Annotated in this window: 13 protein-coding genes; 4 read left to right on the top strand and 9 right to left on the bottom strand. The window is 70.6% G+C overall.

The annotated features are described in order from the left end of the window. The 7 genes from ACFULQ_RS44755 to tkt form a co-directional block, all read right to left on the bottom strand. On the bottom strand, positions 1–583 hold a 583-nt coding region (locus ACFULQ_RS44755), incomplete at its 3' end, for a histidine phosphatase family protein (RefSeq protein ID WP_383556299.1). A gap of 7 nt (positions 584–590) precedes the next feature. Next, positions 591–1,469 carry a phosphogluconate dehydrogenase (NAD(+)-dependent, decarboxylating) gene (gnd, locus tag ACFULQ_RS44750; protein WP_383556296.1) on the bottom strand — a complete coding sequence of 293 codons (879 nt, stop codon included), beginning with the start codon at positions 1,467–1,469 and terminating at the stop codon, positions 591–593. A 1-nt stretch (position 1,470) separates the two neighbouring features. Then, a complete protein-coding gene (gene pgi, locus ACFULQ_RS44745) occupies positions 1,471–3,123 on the bottom strand; it encodes a glucose-6-phosphate isomerase (protein WP_383556293.1) in 1,653 nt (550 codons plus the stop codon). Next, entirely contained in the window at positions 3,116–4,051 is a 936-nt protein-coding gene (gene opcA, locus ACFULQ_RS44740) for a glucose-6-phosphate dehydrogenase assembly protein OpcA (RefSeq protein ID WP_383556291.1), read from the bottom strand. The genes pgi and opcA overlap by 8 nt, the downstream gene beginning before the upstream one ends. After that, positions 4,048–5,583, bottom strand: coding sequence for a glucose-6-phosphate dehydrogenase (gene zwf, locus ACFULQ_RS44735; protein WP_383556288.1), 1,536 nt, complete (start codon positions 5,581–5,583; stop codon positions 4,048–4,050). Before zwf ends, opcA begins: the two co-directional genes overlap by 4 nt. Further along, the gene (gene tal / locus ACFULQ_RS44730; RefSeq protein WP_383556285.1) at positions 5,580–6,725 is read right to left on the bottom strand and encodes a transaldolase; all 1,146 of its coding nucleotides are present in this window, start codon (positions 6,723–6,725) and stop codon (positions 5,580–5,582) included. Before tal ends, zwf begins: the two co-directional genes overlap by 4 nt. Before the next feature lie 19 nt (positions 6,726–6,744). Further along, positions 6,745–8,820 carry a transketolase gene (gene tkt / locus ACFULQ_RS44725; protein WP_383556283.1) on the bottom strand — a complete coding sequence of 692 codons (2,076 nt, stop codon included), beginning with the start codon at positions 8,818–8,820 and terminating at the stop codon, positions 6,745–6,747. A gap of 146 nt (positions 8,821–8,966) precedes the next feature. Between tkt and ACFULQ_RS44720 the strand changes: the two genes are divergently transcribed. The 4 genes from ACFULQ_RS44720 to ACFULQ_RS44705 all read left to right on the top strand — a co-directional run bounded on the left by ACFULQ_RS44720 (position 8,967) and on the right by ACFULQ_RS44705 (position 13,321). Then, positions 8,967–9,881, top strand: coding sequence for an AraC family transcriptional regulator (locus tag ACFULQ_RS44720; RefSeq protein ID WP_383556281.1), 915 nt, complete (start codon positions 8,967–8,969; stop codon positions 9,879–9,881). A gap of 178 nt (positions 9,882–10,059) precedes the next feature. Beyond that, complete coding sequence (locus tag ACFULQ_RS44715; protein WP_383556279.1) at positions 10,060–10,950, top strand: alkaline phosphatase family protein; 891 nt, start codon at positions 10,060–10,062, stop codon at positions 10,948–10,950. A gap of 5 nt (positions 10,951–10,955) precedes the next feature. After that, the gene (locus ACFULQ_RS44710) at positions 10,956–12,302 is read left to right on the top strand and encodes an MFS transporter (RefSeq protein ID WP_383556277.1); all 1,347 of its coding nucleotides are present in this window, start codon (positions 10,956–10,958) and stop codon (positions 12,300–12,302) included. After that, positions 12,299–13,321, top strand: a complete 1,023-nt coding sequence (locus ACFULQ_RS44705; protein WP_383556276.1) for a TolB family protein — start codon at positions 12,299–12,301, stop codon at positions 13,319–13,321. The genes ACFULQ_RS44710 and ACFULQ_RS44705 overlap by 4 nt, the downstream gene beginning before the upstream one ends. A 55-nt stretch (positions 13,322–13,376) precedes the next feature. Here the strand turns inward: ACFULQ_RS44705 and ACFULQ_RS44700 are convergent, their stop codons facing one another. Beyond that, positions 13,377–14,762, bottom strand: a complete 1,386-nt coding sequence (locus ACFULQ_RS44700) for a glycoside hydrolase family 16 protein (RefSeq protein WP_383556274.1) — start codon at positions 14,760–14,762, stop codon at positions 13,377–13,379. A gap of 171 nt (positions 14,763–14,933) precedes the next feature. After that, a complete protein-coding gene (locus ACFULQ_RS44695) occupies positions 14,934–16,175 on the bottom strand; it encodes an Ig-like domain-containing protein (protein WP_383556272.1) in 1,242 nt (413 codons plus the stop codon). Positions 16,176–16,313 lie beyond the last annotated feature (138 nt).

Here is a 16,313-nt window from a genome sequence, read left to right as displayed (position 1 = left end):
CCCTGGTGTTCCACTCCGCGACCACCGGCCGGTCGTGTTCCGTCGACAGGCGGCTCACCGTGCCCGTCGCCAGCTGGAACAGCCGGCCGTCCGCCGGGGCGAGGCCCAGTCGACGGGCCGTCAGGACGCGCAGGAAGTGGGCGTGCGCCACGAGGATCACGTCGCCTTCGGTCAGGGCCGGGTCGACCCGGGCCAGGACCCGGTCGGCGCGCCGGCCGATCTCCTCGGGCGACTCACCGGGGTGCCCCTCCGGGCCGGGCGGGACGCCGTCGGTCCACAGGTACCAGTCGGGGCGGGTGCGGTGAATGTCGACCGTGGTGACGCCCTCGTAGGCGCCGTAGTCCCACTCGTGGAGCTCGGGGTCGGTCACGGCCCCGGTGATGCCCGCCAGTTCGGCGGTGCGTATCGCGCGGCCCAGCTCACTGGTGAGCGCGAGCGAGAAGGTCCGGCCCGACAGGAGCGGAGCGAGCGACTTGGCCTGCTCCTCGCCGTGCTGGGTGAGGGGCAGGTCGGTCCAGCTGGTGTGCTGTCCCGACACGCTCCACTCCGTCTCGCCGTGGCGGACCAGAAACAGATCCCCCACGACGCGCCTACTTCTTCGCTTCGACGGCGTGTCCGCCGAACTGGTTGCGCAGCGCCGCGATCATCTTCATCTGCGGGGAGTCGTCCTGGCGGGACGCGAACCGCGCGAACAGCGAGGCGGTGATCGTGGGCAGCGGCACCGCGTTGTCGACGGCCGCCTCCACGGTCCAACGGCCCTCGCCTGAGTCCTGCGCGTAGCCCTTCAGCTTGTCCAGGTGCTCGTCCTCGTCGAGGGCGTTGACCGCGAGGTCGAGGAGCCAGGAGCGGATGACGGTGCCGTCCTGCCAGGAACGGAACACCTCCCGCACGCTGTCCACCGACTCGACCTTCTCCAGCAGCTCCCAGCCCTCGGCGTACGCTTGCATCATGGCGTACTCGATGCCGTTGTGGACCATCTTGGAGAAGTGCCCGGCGCCGACCTTGCCCGCGTGGACATAGCCGTACGGCCCCTCGGGCTTGAGCGCCTCGAAGATCGGCTGGAGCCGCTCCACGTGCTCCTTGTCGCCGCCGACCATGAGCGCGTAGCCGTTCTTCAGGCCCCACACCCCGCCCGAGACACCGGCGTCGACGAAGCCGATGCCCTTGGTGCCGAGTTCCGCGGCGTGCTGCTCGTCGTCGGTCCAGCGGGAGTTGCCGCCGTCGACCACGGTGTCACCGGGGGAGAGGAGCTCGCCGAGCTCGTCCACGACGGACTGGGTGGCGGCGCCGGCCGGCACCATCACCCACACCGTGCGCGGCGCGTCGAGCTGGTCGACCAGCTCGGCGAGGCTCGCCACGTCGGAGACCTCGGGGTTGCGGTCGTAGCCGATGACGGTGTGGCCGGCGCGGCGGATCCGCTCGCGCATGTTGCCGCCCATCTTGCCCAGGCCGATGAGTCCCAACTGCATATCAGTGCACTTCCTTCAGTTCACGGTAGGCGGCCACGAGGGCGGTGGTGGACGGGTCGAGACCGGGGACCTCGGCGCCCTCGGTCAGGGCGGGCTCGACGCGCTTGGCGAGGACCTTGCCGAGCTCGACGCCCCACTGGTCGAAGGAGTCGATGTTCCAGACCGCGCCCTGCACGAACACCTTGTGCTCGTAGAGGGCGATCAGCTGGCCCAGGACCGAGGGGGTCAGCTCGCGGGCCAGAATGGTCGTGGTGGGGTGGTTGCCCTGGAAGGTGCGGTGGGCCACCTGCTCCTCGGCCACGCCCTCCGCGCGCACCTCCTCGGCGGTCTTGCCGAAGGCGAGCGCCTGCCCCTGGGCGAACAGGTTGGCCATCAACAGGTCGTGCTGCGCCTTGAGTTCGTCGCTCAGCTCGTCGACGGGACGGGCGAAGCCGATGAGGTCGGCCGGGATGAGCTTGGTGCCCTGGTGGATCAACTGGTAGTAGGCGTGCTGCCCGTTGGTGCCGGGCGTGCCCCACACCACCGGACCGGTCTGCCACTCGACCGGACGCCCGTCGCGCTGCACCGACTTGCCGTTGGACTCCATGTCCAGCTGCTGGAGGTAGGCGGTGAACTTCGACAGGTAGTGGGAGTACGGCAGCACCGCGTGCGACTGGGCGTCGTGGAAGTTGATGTACCAGATGCCCAACAGGCCGAGCAGCAGCGGGGCGTTGGCCTCGGCGGGCGCGTTCCGGAAGTGCTCGTCGACGATCCGGAAGCCGTCGAGCATCTCCCGGAAGCGGTCCGGGCCGATGGCGATCATCAGGGAGAGGCCGATCGCCGAGTCGTAGGAGTACCGGCCGCCGACCCAGTCCCAGAACTCGAACATGTTGTCCGGGTCGATACCGAAGTCGGTGACCTTCTCGGCGTTGGTCGACAGGGCCACGAAGTGCTTGGCGACGGCCTTGTCGTCGTGGAGTCCGCCCGGACCCTCCAGCAGCCAGGTGCGGGCCGAGGTGGCGTTGGTGATCGTCTCGATCGTCGTGAACGTCTTCGACGCCACGATGAACAGCGTCTCCGCCGGGTCCAGGTCCCGCACCGCCTCGTGCAGGTCGGCGCCGTCCACGTTGGACACGAAGCGGAAGGTCAACTCCCGTGCCGTGAAGGCCCGCAGGGCCTCGTACGCCATCGCGGGACCGAGGTCCGAGCCGCCGATGCCGATGTTGACGACGTTCCTGATGCGCTTGCCGGTGTGGCCGGTCCACTCGCCCGAGCGGACCCGGTTGGCGAAGTCGCTCATCTTGTCGAGCACCGCGTGCACCCGGGGCACGACGTTCTCGCCGTCGACCTCGATGACCGCGTTCGCCGGGGCGCGCAGCGCGGTGTGCAGGACCGCGCGGTTCTCGGTGAGGTTGATCCGCTCACCGCGGAACATCGCGTCGCGCAGCCCGAACACGTCGGTGGCGGTGGCCAGTTCCTGGAGCAGGGCCAGGGTCTCGTCGGTGATCAGGTGCTTGGAGTAGTCGATGCGCAGATCGCCGACGCGCACGACGTACCGCTGCGCGCGCTCGGGATCCGAGGCGAACAGCTCGCGCAGATGGGGGGTCCCCTCGGCGCGGTGGTCCTCCAGGGCCGTCCACTCGGGGCGGCGCGTCAGCAGGGGGGTGTCAGACATGAGCAGGGGTCTCCTTGCCGGTCTCGCCCCGCAGGGCGACGGCGTACATCTCGTCGGCGTCGAGGCGGCGCAGCTCCTCGGCGATGAGTTCCGAGGTGGTGCGGACCTTCAGCGCGAGGGTGCGGGAGGGCTGGCCCGGCAGGGACAGCGTGGCCAGCGGGCCCTCGGGGCGGTCGATGACGATCTCGCCGTTCGCGGTGCCGAGGCGCACGGCCGTGACGACCGGTCCGGCGGTGACCACGCGGTCGATCTTCACCTTGAGCCGCGCCTCCAGCCAGCGCGCGAGCAGTTCGGCGGCCGGGTTCTCGGCCTCGGCCTCCACCGCGCCGGAGATGACCTGCGCCTTGGCCTGGTCCAGCGCCGCCGCCAGCATCGAGCGCCACGGGGTCAGCCGGGTCCACGCGAGGTCGGTGTCGCCGGGCGCGTAGGAGCGCACCCGGGTGGCCAGCACGTCGAGCGGGTTCTCCACCGCGTACAGGTCGGTGATCCGGCGCTGGGCCAGCGCGCCCAGCGGGTCCTTCGCGGGAGTGTCCGGCGCGTCCACCGGCCACCACACGACGACCGGGGCGTCCGGCAGCAGCAGCGGAAGCACCACGGAGTCGGCATGGTCGGAGACCTCGCCGTAGGTCCGCAGGATCACCGTCTCGCCGGTGCCGGCGTCGGCGCCCACCCGGACCTCGGCGTCCAGCTTGGAGGCCATCCGGTCGCGCGCGGTGCGGGCATGCCGCTTGATGACGACCAGGGTGCGCGAGGGGTGCTCGTGCGAGGCCTCCTCGGCCGCCTTGATCGCGTCGTAGGCGTTCTCCTCGTCCGTGACGATCACCATCGTCAGGACCATGCCCACGGCGGGGGTTCCGATGGCGCGGCGACCCTGCACCAGCGCCTTGTTGATCTTGCTTGCCGTGGTGTCGGTCAGGTCGATCTTCATGGCCTGCGCCAGCTCCGTCCGTCTCGTGCGAGCATCTCGTCGGCTTCCTCGGGTCCCCAGGTACCGGCCGCGTACTGCGCCGGACGGCCGTGGTTCGCCCAGTGCTCCTCGATCGGGTCGAGGATCTTCCAGGACTCTTCCACCTCCTGGGGGCGCGGGAACAGGTTGGCGTCCCCGAGGAGGACATCCAGGATGAGCCGCTCGTACGCCTCAGGGCTGGACTCGGTGAACGACTCGCCGTAGGCGAAGTCCATCGTCACGTCCCGGATCTCCATCGAGGTGCCCGGCACCTTCGACCCGAACCGGACCGTCATGCCCTCGTCCGGCTGGACGCGGATGACGATCGCGTTCTTGCCGAGCTCCTCGGTCGCCGTGTGGTCGAAGGGGGAGTGCGGGGCGCTCTGGAAGACGACCGCGATCTCGGTGACCCGGCGGCCCAGCCGCTTGCCGGTGCGCAGGTAGAAGGGGACGCCCGCCCAGCGGCGGTTGTCGACGTTCAGCCTGATGGCCGCGTACGTGTCCGTGGTGGAGGTCTTGTCGATGCCCTCCTCCTCCAGGTACCCGACCACCTTCTCGCCGCCCTGCCAGCCGGCCGCGTACTGCCCGCGCACGGTGTGCTTGCCGAGGGTTTCGGGCAGCTTGACGGCCTTGAGGACCTTCAGCTTCTCGGTCAGCAGCGACTCGGCGTCGAAGGCGGCCGGCTCCTCCATGGCGGTCAGCGCCATCAGCTGGAGCAGGTGGTTCTGGATGACGTCACGGGCGGCGCCGATGCCGTCGTAGTACCCGGCCCGGCCGCCGATGCCGATGTCCTCGGCCATGGTGATCTGTACGTGGTCGACGTACGACCGGTTCCAGATCGGCTCGTACATCTGGTTGGCGAAGCGCAGCGCCAGGATGTTCTGGACGGTCTCCTTGCCCAAGTAGTGGTCGATGCGGAACACCTGGTCCGGCTCGAACACGTCGTGCACCAGGGCGTTGAGCTCGCGCGCGCTCTTGAGGTCGCGGCCGAACGGCTTCTCGATGACCGCGCGCCGCCAGGCGCCCTCGGGGGCGTCCGCGAGCCCGTGCTTCTTGAGCTGCTGGACGACCTTCGGGAAGAACTTCGGCGGTACGGAGAGGTAGAAGGCGTAGTTGCCACTGGTGCCGCGGACCTTGTCCAGCTCGTCGACGGTCTGGCGCAGCTGCTCGAACGCCGTGTCGTCGTCGAAGTCGCCCGGGATGAACCGCATGCCCTCGGCGAGCTGCTGCCAGACCTCCTCGCGGAACTCGGTCCGCGCGTGCTCGCGCACGGAGTCGTGCACGATCTGCGCGAAGTCCTCGTCCTCCCAGTCCCGGCGGGCGAACCCGACGAGCGAGAAGCCCGGCGGGAGCATGCCGCGGTTGGCGAGGTCGTAGACGGCGGGCATCAGCTTCTTGCGGGACAGGTCACCGGTGACGCCGAAGATGACGAGACCGGACGGTCCTGCGATCCGGGGCAGACGCCGGTCGCGCTCGTCGCGCAGCGGGTTCACCCAGTCGGCGGTGGTGGTCATTCCGCGTCAACTCCCTTGCTGTTCAGCGACTTCGTGACGGCGTCCAGCAGGTCCTGCCAGGCCGCCTCGAACTTGGCGACGCCCTCGTCCTCCAGTTGCTGCACCACCTCGTCGTAGGAGATCCCGAGCGCCTCCACGGCGCCCAGGTCGGCGCGGGCCTGCGCGTAGCCGCCGGTCACGGTGTCGCCGGTGATCACGCCGTGGTCGGCGGTGGCGTTCAGCGTGGCCTCGGGCATGGTGTTGACGGTGCCGGGGGCGACCAGGTCGTCGACGTAGAGGGTGTCCTTGTAGGCCGGGTCCTTCACGCCGGTCGAGGCCCACAGCGGGCGCTGCTTGTTGGCGCGGGCACCGCCGAGGGACTGGAAGCGCTCGCCGGAGAAGACCTCCTCGTAGGCCTGGTAGGCGAGGCGCGCGTTGGCGAGCGCGGCCCGGCCCTTGAGCGCGCGGGCCTGGTCCGTGCCGAGGACGGTGAGCCGCTTGTCGATCTCGGAGTCGACCCGGGAGACGAAGAAGGAGGCGACCGAGTGGATCGTGGAGAGGTCGAGGCCCTTGGTGGCGGCCTTCTCCAGACCGGCGAGGTAGGCGTCCATGACCTCGCGGTAGCGCTCCAGGGAGAAGATCAGCGTGACGTTGACGCTGATCCCGAGCCCGATGACCTCGGTGATGGCCGGGAGGCCGGCCTTCGTCGCCGGGATCTTGATCATGACGTTGGGGCGGTCCACCAGCCAGGCCAGCTGCTTGGCCTCGGCGATCGTCGCCGCCGTGTCGTGGGCAAGACGGGGATCGACCTCGATGGAGACCCGGCCGTCCCGCCCGCCGGTGCTGTCGTACACCGGGCGCAGCACGTCGGCGGCGGCCCGGACGTCCGCCGTGGTCATCATCCGCACGGCCTCGTCGACCGTCACACCGCGGACGGCGAGGTCGGTCAGCTGCTCCTCGTAGCCCGCTCCGGAGCCGATGGCGGCCTGGAAGATGGAGGGGTTGGTGGTGACGCCGACGACGTGCTGCGTGGCGACGAGCTCGGCGAGGTTGCCCGACTCGATCCGCTTGCGCGAGAGGTCGTCCAGCCAGATGGAGACGCCCTCGTCGGACAGGCGCTTGAGTGCTCCCGCGGTCGCGGTTGCTTCGGTCACTGTGATCATCTTCTTTCTGGCGGTCGGATCAACCGCGCACGGCGGCCACTGATTCCCTGGCGGCTGCGGCGACGTTCTCGGCGGTGAAGCCGTACTCGGCGAACAGGGTCTTGGCGTCGGCGGAGGCGCCGAAGTGTTCGAGGGAGACGATGCGTCCTGCGTCACCTGTGAAGCGGTACCACGTCAGGCCGATACCGGCCTCGATTGCGACGCGGGCTCGCACGGACGGCGGAAGGACGCGCTCGCGGTACTCCCGCGGCTGCTCCTCGAACCACTCCACGGACGGCATCGACACCACCCGGGTGCCGACCCCCTCGGCCTCCAGCTGCTCCCGTGCGGCGACGGCGAGCCGGACCTCGGAGCCGGTGGCGATCAGGACGACGTCCGGGGTCCCGGTGGAGGAGTCCTCGAGGACGTAACCGCCCTTGGCCGCGTCCGGGTTCGGCGCGTAGGTGGGCACGCCCTGGCGGGTGAGGGCGAGACCGTGCGGGGCCGGCTTGGTGGCGTGCCGCTTGAGGATCTCGGCCCAGGCGATCGCCGTCTCGTTGGCGTCGGCCGGGCGCACGACGTTCAGGCCCGGGATGGCGCGCAGGGAGGCGAGGTGCTCGACCGGCTGGTGGGTCGGACCGTCCTCGCCGAGGCCGATGGAGTCGTGCGTCCACACATAGGTGACGGGCAGCTGCATCAGCGCGGAGAGCCGGACGGCGTTGCGCATGTAGTCGGAGAACACCAGGAAGGTGCCGCCGTAGATCCGGGTGTTGCCGTGCAGCGCGATGCCGTTCATCTCGGCGGCCATCGAGTGCTCGCGGATGCCGAAGTGGACGGTACGGCCGTACGGGTCGGCCCCCGGCAGCGCGTTGTCCCCCGGCAGGAAGGAGCTGGTCTTGTCGATGGTGGTGTTGTTCGAACCGGCGAGGTCGGCGGAGCCGCCCCACAGCTCGGGCAGCACCGGGCCCAGTGCCTGGAGGACCTTGCCGGAGGCGGCGCGGGTGGCGACGGAGGCGCCCGCCTCGAAGACCGGGATCGCGGACTCCCAGCCCTCGGGGAGCCGGCCGGCGACGACCCGGTCGAAGAGCCGCGCCCGCTCGGGCTGCTCACCGCGCCAGGCCGCGATCTGCTTGTCCCAGGCCGTGTGCGCCTCGGCGCCCCGGTCCAGGGCCAGCCGGGTGTGGGCGAGGACCTCGTCGGCGACCTGGAAGCTCTGCTCCGGGTCGAAGCCGAGGACCCGCTTGGTGGCGGCGACCTCGTCGGCGCCGAGCGCGGAGCCGTGGGCGGCCTCGGTGTTCTGCGCGTTCGGGGCGGGCCAGGCGATGATCGTGCGCATCGCGATGATCGAGGGCCGCTCGGTCTCGGCCTGGGCCGTCCTCAGGGCCGCGTACAGGGCGTGGACGTCGATGTCGCCGTCGGCGCCGGGCTCGATGCGCTGGGTGTGCCAGCCGTAGGCCTCGTAGCGCTTGAGGACGTCCTCGGAGAACGCGGTCGCGGTGTCGCCCTCGATGGAGATGTGGTTGTCGTCGTAGAGGAAGACCAGGTTGCCGAGCTTCTGGTGGCCGGCGAGCGAGGAGGCCTCGGCGGAGATGCCCTCCTGGAGGTCGCCGTCGGAGACGATCGCCCAGATGGTGTGGTCGAAGGGGGACTCGCCCTCGGCGCTCTCCGGGTCGAACAGGCCGCGCTCGTAGCGGGCCGCCATCGCCATGCCGACCGCGTTGGCGACACCCTGGCCGAGCGGGCCGGTGGTGGTCTCCACGCCGGCGGTGTGCCCGTACTCGGGGTGGCCGGGCGTCTTGGAGCCGTGGGTGCGGAACGCCTTCAGGTCGTCGAGCTCCAGCTCGTACCCGGAGAGGAAGAGCTGGGTGTAGAGCGTCAGCGAGGTGTGGCCGGGGGACAGGACGAAGCGGTCACGGCCGGTCCACTCGGGATCCGCCGGGTCGTGTCGCATCACCTTCTGAAAGATCGTGTACGCCGCAGGGGCCAGGGCCATCGCGGTCCCCGGGTGTCCGTTGCCGACCTGCTGCACGGCATCGGCCGCCAACAGGCGGGCGGTGTCGACGGCACGCCGGTCGAGTTCGGTCCATTCGAAGGTGTCCGGTGTCTGCGTGCTCATCTTCAAGAAGTCCTCGATCGGAGCGTGGATTGCTTGCTGACGTGTTCAAACTTAAAAGTCTGACTTTTACGGGGGAAGGTCACGGTGTGCCAGCCTGTGGTGAAAGTGGGACACGGAACGCTCCAGGCAGGCGGCACGAGAAGGACATGGCGGACAGAACAACCCAAGGCTCCATCCAAGGGGGAGCCGGTGACGGAGGGATGGACGGGATCAGAACGTTCCCCTTTCCCGTCGAGCTGAGTGTGGGCGGAGTCGGCATGCAGGTCGGCGTCATGGGAACCGGCCGCACCTGGCATGCGGATGCCCCCCTGGAGCGCGTGCACCGCATCGACTTCCATGTCGTCATGCTCTTCGACGGCGCCCCCGTCCGCCACATGATCGACTTCGCCGAGTACGAGGCGACGGCGGGTGATCTGCTGTGGATCCGCCCGGGTCAGGTGCACCGCTTCTCACCGACGAGCGAGTACCGCGGAACCGTCCTCACCATGCAACCCGGGTTCCTGCCCCGGGCGACCGTGGAGGCCACGGGGCTGTACCGCTACGACCTGCCGCCCCTGCTGCGGCCCTCCGGGCCCCAGCTGGCGGGACTCCGGGCGGGGCTGGCCCAGCTCCGGCGGGAGTACGAGGACACGGCGACCCTGCCGCTCAGCCTGCACACCGCGGTCCTGCGGCACACCCTGACCGCGTTCCTGCTGCGCCTCGCCCATCTGGCGGCGAGCGCGGCGGACGCGGGGCGGCGGACGGAGTCGACGTTCACCCTGTTCCGGGACGCCGTGGAGAAGGGCTTCCCCACCAACCACAGCGTCAGCGCGTACGCCGACGCGCTCGGTTACTCCCGCCGGACCCTGGTGCGCGCGGTCCGCGCGGCGACCGGAGAGACCCCCAAGGGGTTCATCGACAAGCGGGTCGTCCTGGAGGCCAAGCGCCTGCTGGCCCACACGGACCTGCCGATCGGCCGGGTGGGCGCGGCGGTCGGCTTCCCGGACGCGGCGAACTTCTCGAAGTTCTTCCAGCAGCACACGGAGATGACGCCGGCGGTGTTCCGGGCGGAGCTGCGCTGAGAACGAGGTTTGTCATGTCCATTTGACTCGCCCTTTGCTGTGCGTGACCTGTACGTGGGGGGATCTTTGCCCGGCGTGGCCCGTGGTTCGTCCGGGCTTCACTCGGCCCGGGCAGGAGCCTCCTAGTGTTGCCGCGCCGCCCCCACGAACGTCCGTCACCTCTGTCCGGAGGACAGTCATGGCCGCCGTCAAGGCACCCAAGCGCAACCGACGTTCCCTCTCCGCGCTCGCCGGAGCCCTCGCCCTCACCGCCGCCTCGATCGGCGTGTGGGCCGCAACCGCCACCACCGCCCAGGCCGCCGCTCTCCCCACCCCCGACCACGTGGTCGTCGTGGTCATGGAGAACCACGCCTACTCCCAGGTCATCGGCAGCTCCAGCGCCCCCTACCTCAACAACACGCTCAAGGCGGGCGGAGCCGACCTCACCCAGTCCTACGGCCTCACCCACCCGAGCGAGCCCAACTACTACATGCTGTTCTCCGGCTCCAACCAGGGCCGCACCGACGACAGTTGCGTGAGTGTCGGATCCATCAACAAGCCCAACCTGGCCTCCGAGCTCATCGCCGCGGGCAAGACCTGGGCGAGCTACAACGAGTCGCTGCCCAGCCAGGGTTCGACGACGTGCAGCAGCGGCAACTACGCGCAGAAGCACAACCCGTGGTTCGGCTTCTCCAACGTGCCGACCAGCACGGCGAAGACCTTCGCGCAGTTCCCGACCGACTACACGACCCTGCCCACGGTCTCCTTCGTCGTCCCGAACCTGTGCAGCGACATGCACGACTGCTCGGTCGCCACGGGCGACACCTGGATCAAGAACAACCTGGGCGCCTACGCCACCTGGGCCAGGACCCACAACAGCGTCCTCGCCGTCACCTTCGACGAGGACAACAAGCTCTCCGGCAACCGCATCCCCACGCTCTTCTACGGGCAGCACGTCACGCCGGGCAGCACCAGTTCCACCACCTACAACCACTACAACGTGCTGCGCACGATCGAGGACCTGGCCGGTCTGTCCGCCCACGCGGGCAACGCCGCCTCGGCCTCCGACATCACCGGCATCTGGAACTGACGCCCGTGTACCTCGCGGACTCCCGCAGCACGGACGCCCGCGGAACCGAGGCCGCCGCCGCACCGGACACCCGTCCGGCGCGGCGGCCGGCCGTCGTGCCGTCCACCGTGCTGGCCCTGGGCGCGGTCAGCCTCATCACGGACGTCTCCTCCGAGATGGTCACCGCCGTCCTGCCCCTGTACGTGGTCGCGGGCCTCGGCCTGTCCCCGCTCGGCTTCGGCCTCCTCGACGGCATCAACAACGGCGTCGGCGCCCTGGTCCGGCTGGCGGGCGGCCATCTCGCCGACCGCGGAGGCCGCCGGCACAAGCTCGTCGCGGGCCTCGGCTACGGCCTCTCCGCGCTGTGCAAACCCCTCCTGCCGCTCGCCCACACCCTCCCCGTCCTCGGCGCGGTGCTCGCGGTCGACCGCACCGGCAAGGGTCTGCGCACGGCCCCGCGCGACGCGATGATCTCGCTGGCCACCCAACCCGCCCACCGGGGAAGGGCGTTCGGCGTCCACCGCGCCATGGACACCACGGGCGCCCTCCTCGGCCCCCTGGCCGCCTTCGCCGTCCTGCGGGCCACCGTCGACGGCTACGACGCGGTGTTCGCCGTCAGCGCCTGCGTCGCCCTGCTCGGCGTCCTGGTGCTGGTGCTGTTCGTGCCCCGGCACATCGACGCTCCCACGGATGCCGTACGACCGTCCCGGGCACCCGATGCCGTACGACAGCCCCCGCCGCCCGAGCCGTCCCGGCCCCCGGCGCTGCGTGACGCGCTCGGGCTGCTGCGCCGGCCGGATCTGCGGCGGCTCACGGTGTGCGCCGCGCTGCTCGGCCTGACCACCGTCAGCGACTCCTTCCTGTATCTGCTGCTCCAGCGGGAGGGCGACCTGCCCGCCCAGCTGTTCCCGCTGCTGCCGCTCGGTACCGCCGGCGCCTTCCTGCTGCTCGCCGTCCCGATGGGCGCGCTCGCCGACCGGATCGGCCGTCGCCGGCTCTTCCTGGCCGGCCACGGCGTCCTGCTGCTCGGCTACGGTCTGGTGCTCTCGCCGTGGCACGGCGTCCCGGCGGTGGTCGCCGTCCTCGTGCTGCACGGCACCTTCTACGCGGCCACCGACGGAGTCCTCGCGGCCGCGACCGCCTCGGTCGTCCCGGCCCGGCAGCAGGGCGCCGGGCAGGCGTTGGTGGGCACCGGCCAGGCGCTGGCCCGGTTCGTCTGCTCGCTCGCCTTCGGCGCGGCCTGGAGCGTGTGGGGCGGGCGGACCGCGCTCGCCGGTACCGCGGCCGCGCTCGCCGTGAGCGCCGCCGCGGCCGCGTTCGTGCTCCGCGGCGTCGACGAGACCCCCGCGACCGCCCCGGAGGTGCGCGCATGACCCGCACGACCCGCCTGCTGACCCTTCTTGTCGCCGTCCTGCTGCTGGGCGCGGTCGGCACGGGCGCGGTGCTGCACGCCGCCCACCGCTCGGGCATGAAGGACGAGCAGCAGGCCGACGGACCCACCGTGCGGTCAGGAACCGTCTCGCTGCGGCCGACGGCCCCCCGCCGCCTGCTGGTCCGCAACCTGGCCTGGGGCCCGCACCGCGACGAGATCGCCACCGTCCCCGCCGACGATCCCGGGGGTCCGCGCACCGCGTCGGGCGTGAAGTGCCTGCGCTTCCACGCGGCGGCCGGCACCGGCGTCTGCCTCCAGGCCGTGCACGGGGCCCTCGCGGACACCTACCGCGCGCTGGTGCTCGACGCCCACCTGCGCGTCCGGCACCGCTTCCCGGCCCCGGGCATCCCCACCCGGGCCCGGGTCTCGCCCTCCGGACATCTGGTCGCCTGGACGGTGTTCGTCAGCGGGGACTCGTACGCCGGCACGAACTTCTCCACCCGTACGGCCGTCGTGGACACCCGCACCTGGGCGATCGACGACAACCTGGAGGCCTTCCGCGTCGTGAAGGACGGCCACACCTACCACGCGGCGGACACCAACATCTGGGGCGTCACCTTCGCCGACGACAACCGCTTCTACGCCACGCTCGCCACCGGCGGCCGGACCTACCTCGTCCGGGGCGACGTCTCCGCGCGCACCCTCACCACGCTGCACGCCAACGTGGAGTGCCCCTCCCTCTCGCCGGACGGCACCCGCGTCGCGTACAAGAAGCGGGTCGAGGGCGCCTCGCCCGACGCCCCTTGGCGGCTGTACGTGCTGAACCTGCGGACCATGAAGGAGACCGCGACCGCCGAGTCCCGCACCCTCGACGACCAGGCCCTGTGGTCCGACGACCACACCCTCGTCTACGCCCTGCCGGGCGACTACGGCTCGGACCTGTGGACCGTGCCCGCCGACGGCACCGGCACCGCCCGCCGCCTGATGAGGTCGGCGGTCGCCCCCGCCTATCTGGGCTGACACGGAACCGCCCCGGGAGACCGCGTCGGCCTCCCGGGGCAACCCCGATCGACGGTCAGTGGCCGAAGGTGAACCAGTTCACGTTCACGAAGTCCGCCGGCTGGCCGCTGGTGAAGGTCAGATAGACGTTGTGGGTGCCGGTGACGGCGCTGATGTTCGCCGGGACCGTTCTCCAGGACTGCCAGCCGCCCGTGTTGGCGATCGAGAAGCTGCCGACCGGCGTGGCCGTCGGGCTGTCCAGCCGTACCTCGACCAGGCCGCTCACCCCGCCCGCCGCGCCGCTCGCGACCCGGGCGACGAACTGCGTCGCCGCCGTGGAGCCGAAGTTGACGTTCTGGTAGAGCGCCCAGTCGCCGCCCGCCAGCGAGGCGATGTTCTGGCCGCCCCCGGTGTCGGTCGTGGTCTCGGTGCCCACGCCGTTCTGGCCGTTGAAGGACTCGGCCTGGATGGTGCCGTAGGCGTCACGGCCGCCGCTCGGCGGCGGAGTGGTACCGCTCCCACCCGCTGACAGCACCTGCACGTAGTCCACGACCATGGGCACACCGGACTGGGTGCCGGAGTCCAGTCCGCCGCCGAACGCGTCCGGGAAGGCGCCGCCCATCGCCACGTTGAGGATGATGAAGAACCCGTGGTTGGTGGCGTTGGACCAGGTCGTCGCGTCCACCTGGCTCGCGTTGACCGAGTGGAACTGCGTGCCGTCCACCAGGAAGCGGATCGTCTCGGGGCTCACCGAGCGGTCCCACTCCATGGTGTAGGTGTGGAAGGCGGACTGGCAGGTCGAGCCCGGGCAGGCGACGTTGTTGCCGATGCCCGTCGTCTCGTTGCAGGGGCCGCCGGGGTTGGTGCCGCAGTGCATGGTGGCCCACACCCGGTTCATGCCCTGGACGTTCTCCATGATGTCCAGCTCGCCGACGCTCGGCCAGTTCTGGTAGTTGCCGCGGTAGGGCGCGCCCAGCATCCAGAAGGCGGGCCAGTAGCCCTCGGCCGCGGTGCCGGTGACGTTCGGCATCTGGATGCGCGCCTCGACCCGCAGCTTGCCGCCCGCCGGGGGCTGGAAGTCGGTGCGGTTGGTCTCGATGCGGCCCGAGGTCCAGTTGCCGGCCGCGTTGCGGATCGGCGTGATGCGAAGGTTGCCGCTGCCGTCCAGCGCCACGTTGCTGGTGCTGTTGGTCATCGTCTCGACCTCGCCGGTGCCCCAGTTCGCGGGGCCGCCCGGATATGAAGTGCCGGTCGCGTACTGCCAGTTGGAGGTGTTGACGCCGGTGCCGGCGGTGCCGTTGAAGTCGTCGACGAAGACCTGGGACCAGCCGGTCGGCGGGGTGGGGGCGGAGGCGTCGGCGGGGAGGGTGGCGGCCGTCGCGAGGGCGGCGGCCAGCCCGAGGGTGCTCAGGACGGCGACGAGGGCCCGTCGCCGTCTGGGTATACCGGAGGTTTCACTCATGGGGGTGCCTCTCGGGTACGGGGAGAAGTGAGCGCGGGTGTCCTGGAGAGCCTTTGAGAGCGCTCTCAAAGTGGGCCCAATGTGCTCGCAGTCACTCCAGCCGTCAAGAGGTTGAGCCGTGAAAGTCCGTACGGCCCGGGTGAGTTCACCCCTTGAATCCGGGCATACCCGCTAAACCGCGCTGCCCGCCTTCCAGTCGGCCCAGGACAGGTTCCAGCCGTTGAGCCCGTTCGACGCCGTTACGGTCCTCTCCCCGGAGTTCTTCACGATCACGACGTCGCCGAGCATCGAGCTGTCGTAGAACTTGTAGCCGTCCACGGAGGAGTCGTTCGCGCCCTTCGCGTCATGCAGGCCGACGCAGCCGTGGCTGGTGTTCTCGTGCCCGAACACCGCGGTGGACGCCCAGTAGTTGCCGTGCACGAAGGTGCCGGAGGTGGTCAGGCGCTGGGCGTGCGGGACGTCGGAGATGTCGTACTCGTCGCCGAGGCCGACCGTCGAGGACTCCATCCGGGTCTGCTTGAACCGCTCGCTGATCACCATGATCCCGGACCAGGTGGTGTGGTCGGAGTCGCCGCCGGAGACCGGGTAGGTGGCGATCGTCGAGCCGTCGCGCCTCACCGTCATCTCCTTGGTGGCCAGGTCGACCGTGCTGATCTGCTCGCGGCCGATGTGGAAGGTGACGTCCTTGGACTGCACGCCGTACACGCCGTCCGCGCCCTGGACGTCCCTGAGCCGCAGGCCGAGCGTGATCTTCGTGCCCGGCGCCCAGTAGGTCTCGGGCCGGAAGTCGAGCCGGGTGTCGCTGAACCAGTGGCCGACGATCTCCACCGCGGGCTCGGCCGCCACGGTGATCGCCTTCTGGACGGCGGCCCTGTCGGAGACGGCGTGGGTGAAGTTGATCGACACCGGCATGCCGACGCCGGAGGTGGAGTTCGCCTCGGGGGTGAAGTAGCCCACGAAGGTCTCGCCGGGGGACCTGGTGGTGAAGGTCGTGGTCCGCGCGGTGCCGCCCTCCGCGGTCGCCGTGACCGTGTACTTCGTGCCCGAGTACGGGTTCCTCGCCGAAGTCCACGTCGTCTTCGTGTCGTTGAGGGACCCGGTCAGCGTGGAGCCGTCGTTGCCGGTCACCTGCACGGAGGCCAGCGTGCCGTCGGTGACGGTGACCTGGACGGGGCTGGAGAAGTCGGCCTTCGCGGTGCCGTCGGCGGGGGTGACGGCGAGGGTCGCCTTCTTCGCGGCCGCCCGCGCGGACGGGGTCGAGGAGCCCTCCGACGCGTCCGAGGCGTTCGCGGAGCCGCTGCATCCCGTCAGGACGACAGCGGCCGGCACGGCGCCCAGCGCGGCGAGCATCCCGCGCCGGGACCACCCCTCCGGCTCTCGCCCGGACCGGTTCGATATGTGCGGGACGCCCACGGCACACCTTCCTGAGATATCCACCTTTGCGGGTGCATCCTGCGTCCCCTGCCTGGGGCGACCCTTTGAAAGGGGGAAGCGCCGGCTGAGATTCCGGTGAGGAAACGCTGCGGGCGGGCGCGTGCGCCGCCCGGGCGC

The sequence above is a fragment of the Streptomyces sp. NPDC057253 genome (assembly GCF_042669125.1).
GTDB lineage: Bacteria > Actinomycetota > Actinomycetes > Streptomycetales > Streptomycetaceae > Streptomyces.
The sequence above is the reverse complement of the archived record's forward strand: the minus strand, read 5'-3'. Positions and strand labels throughout refer to the sequence as shown.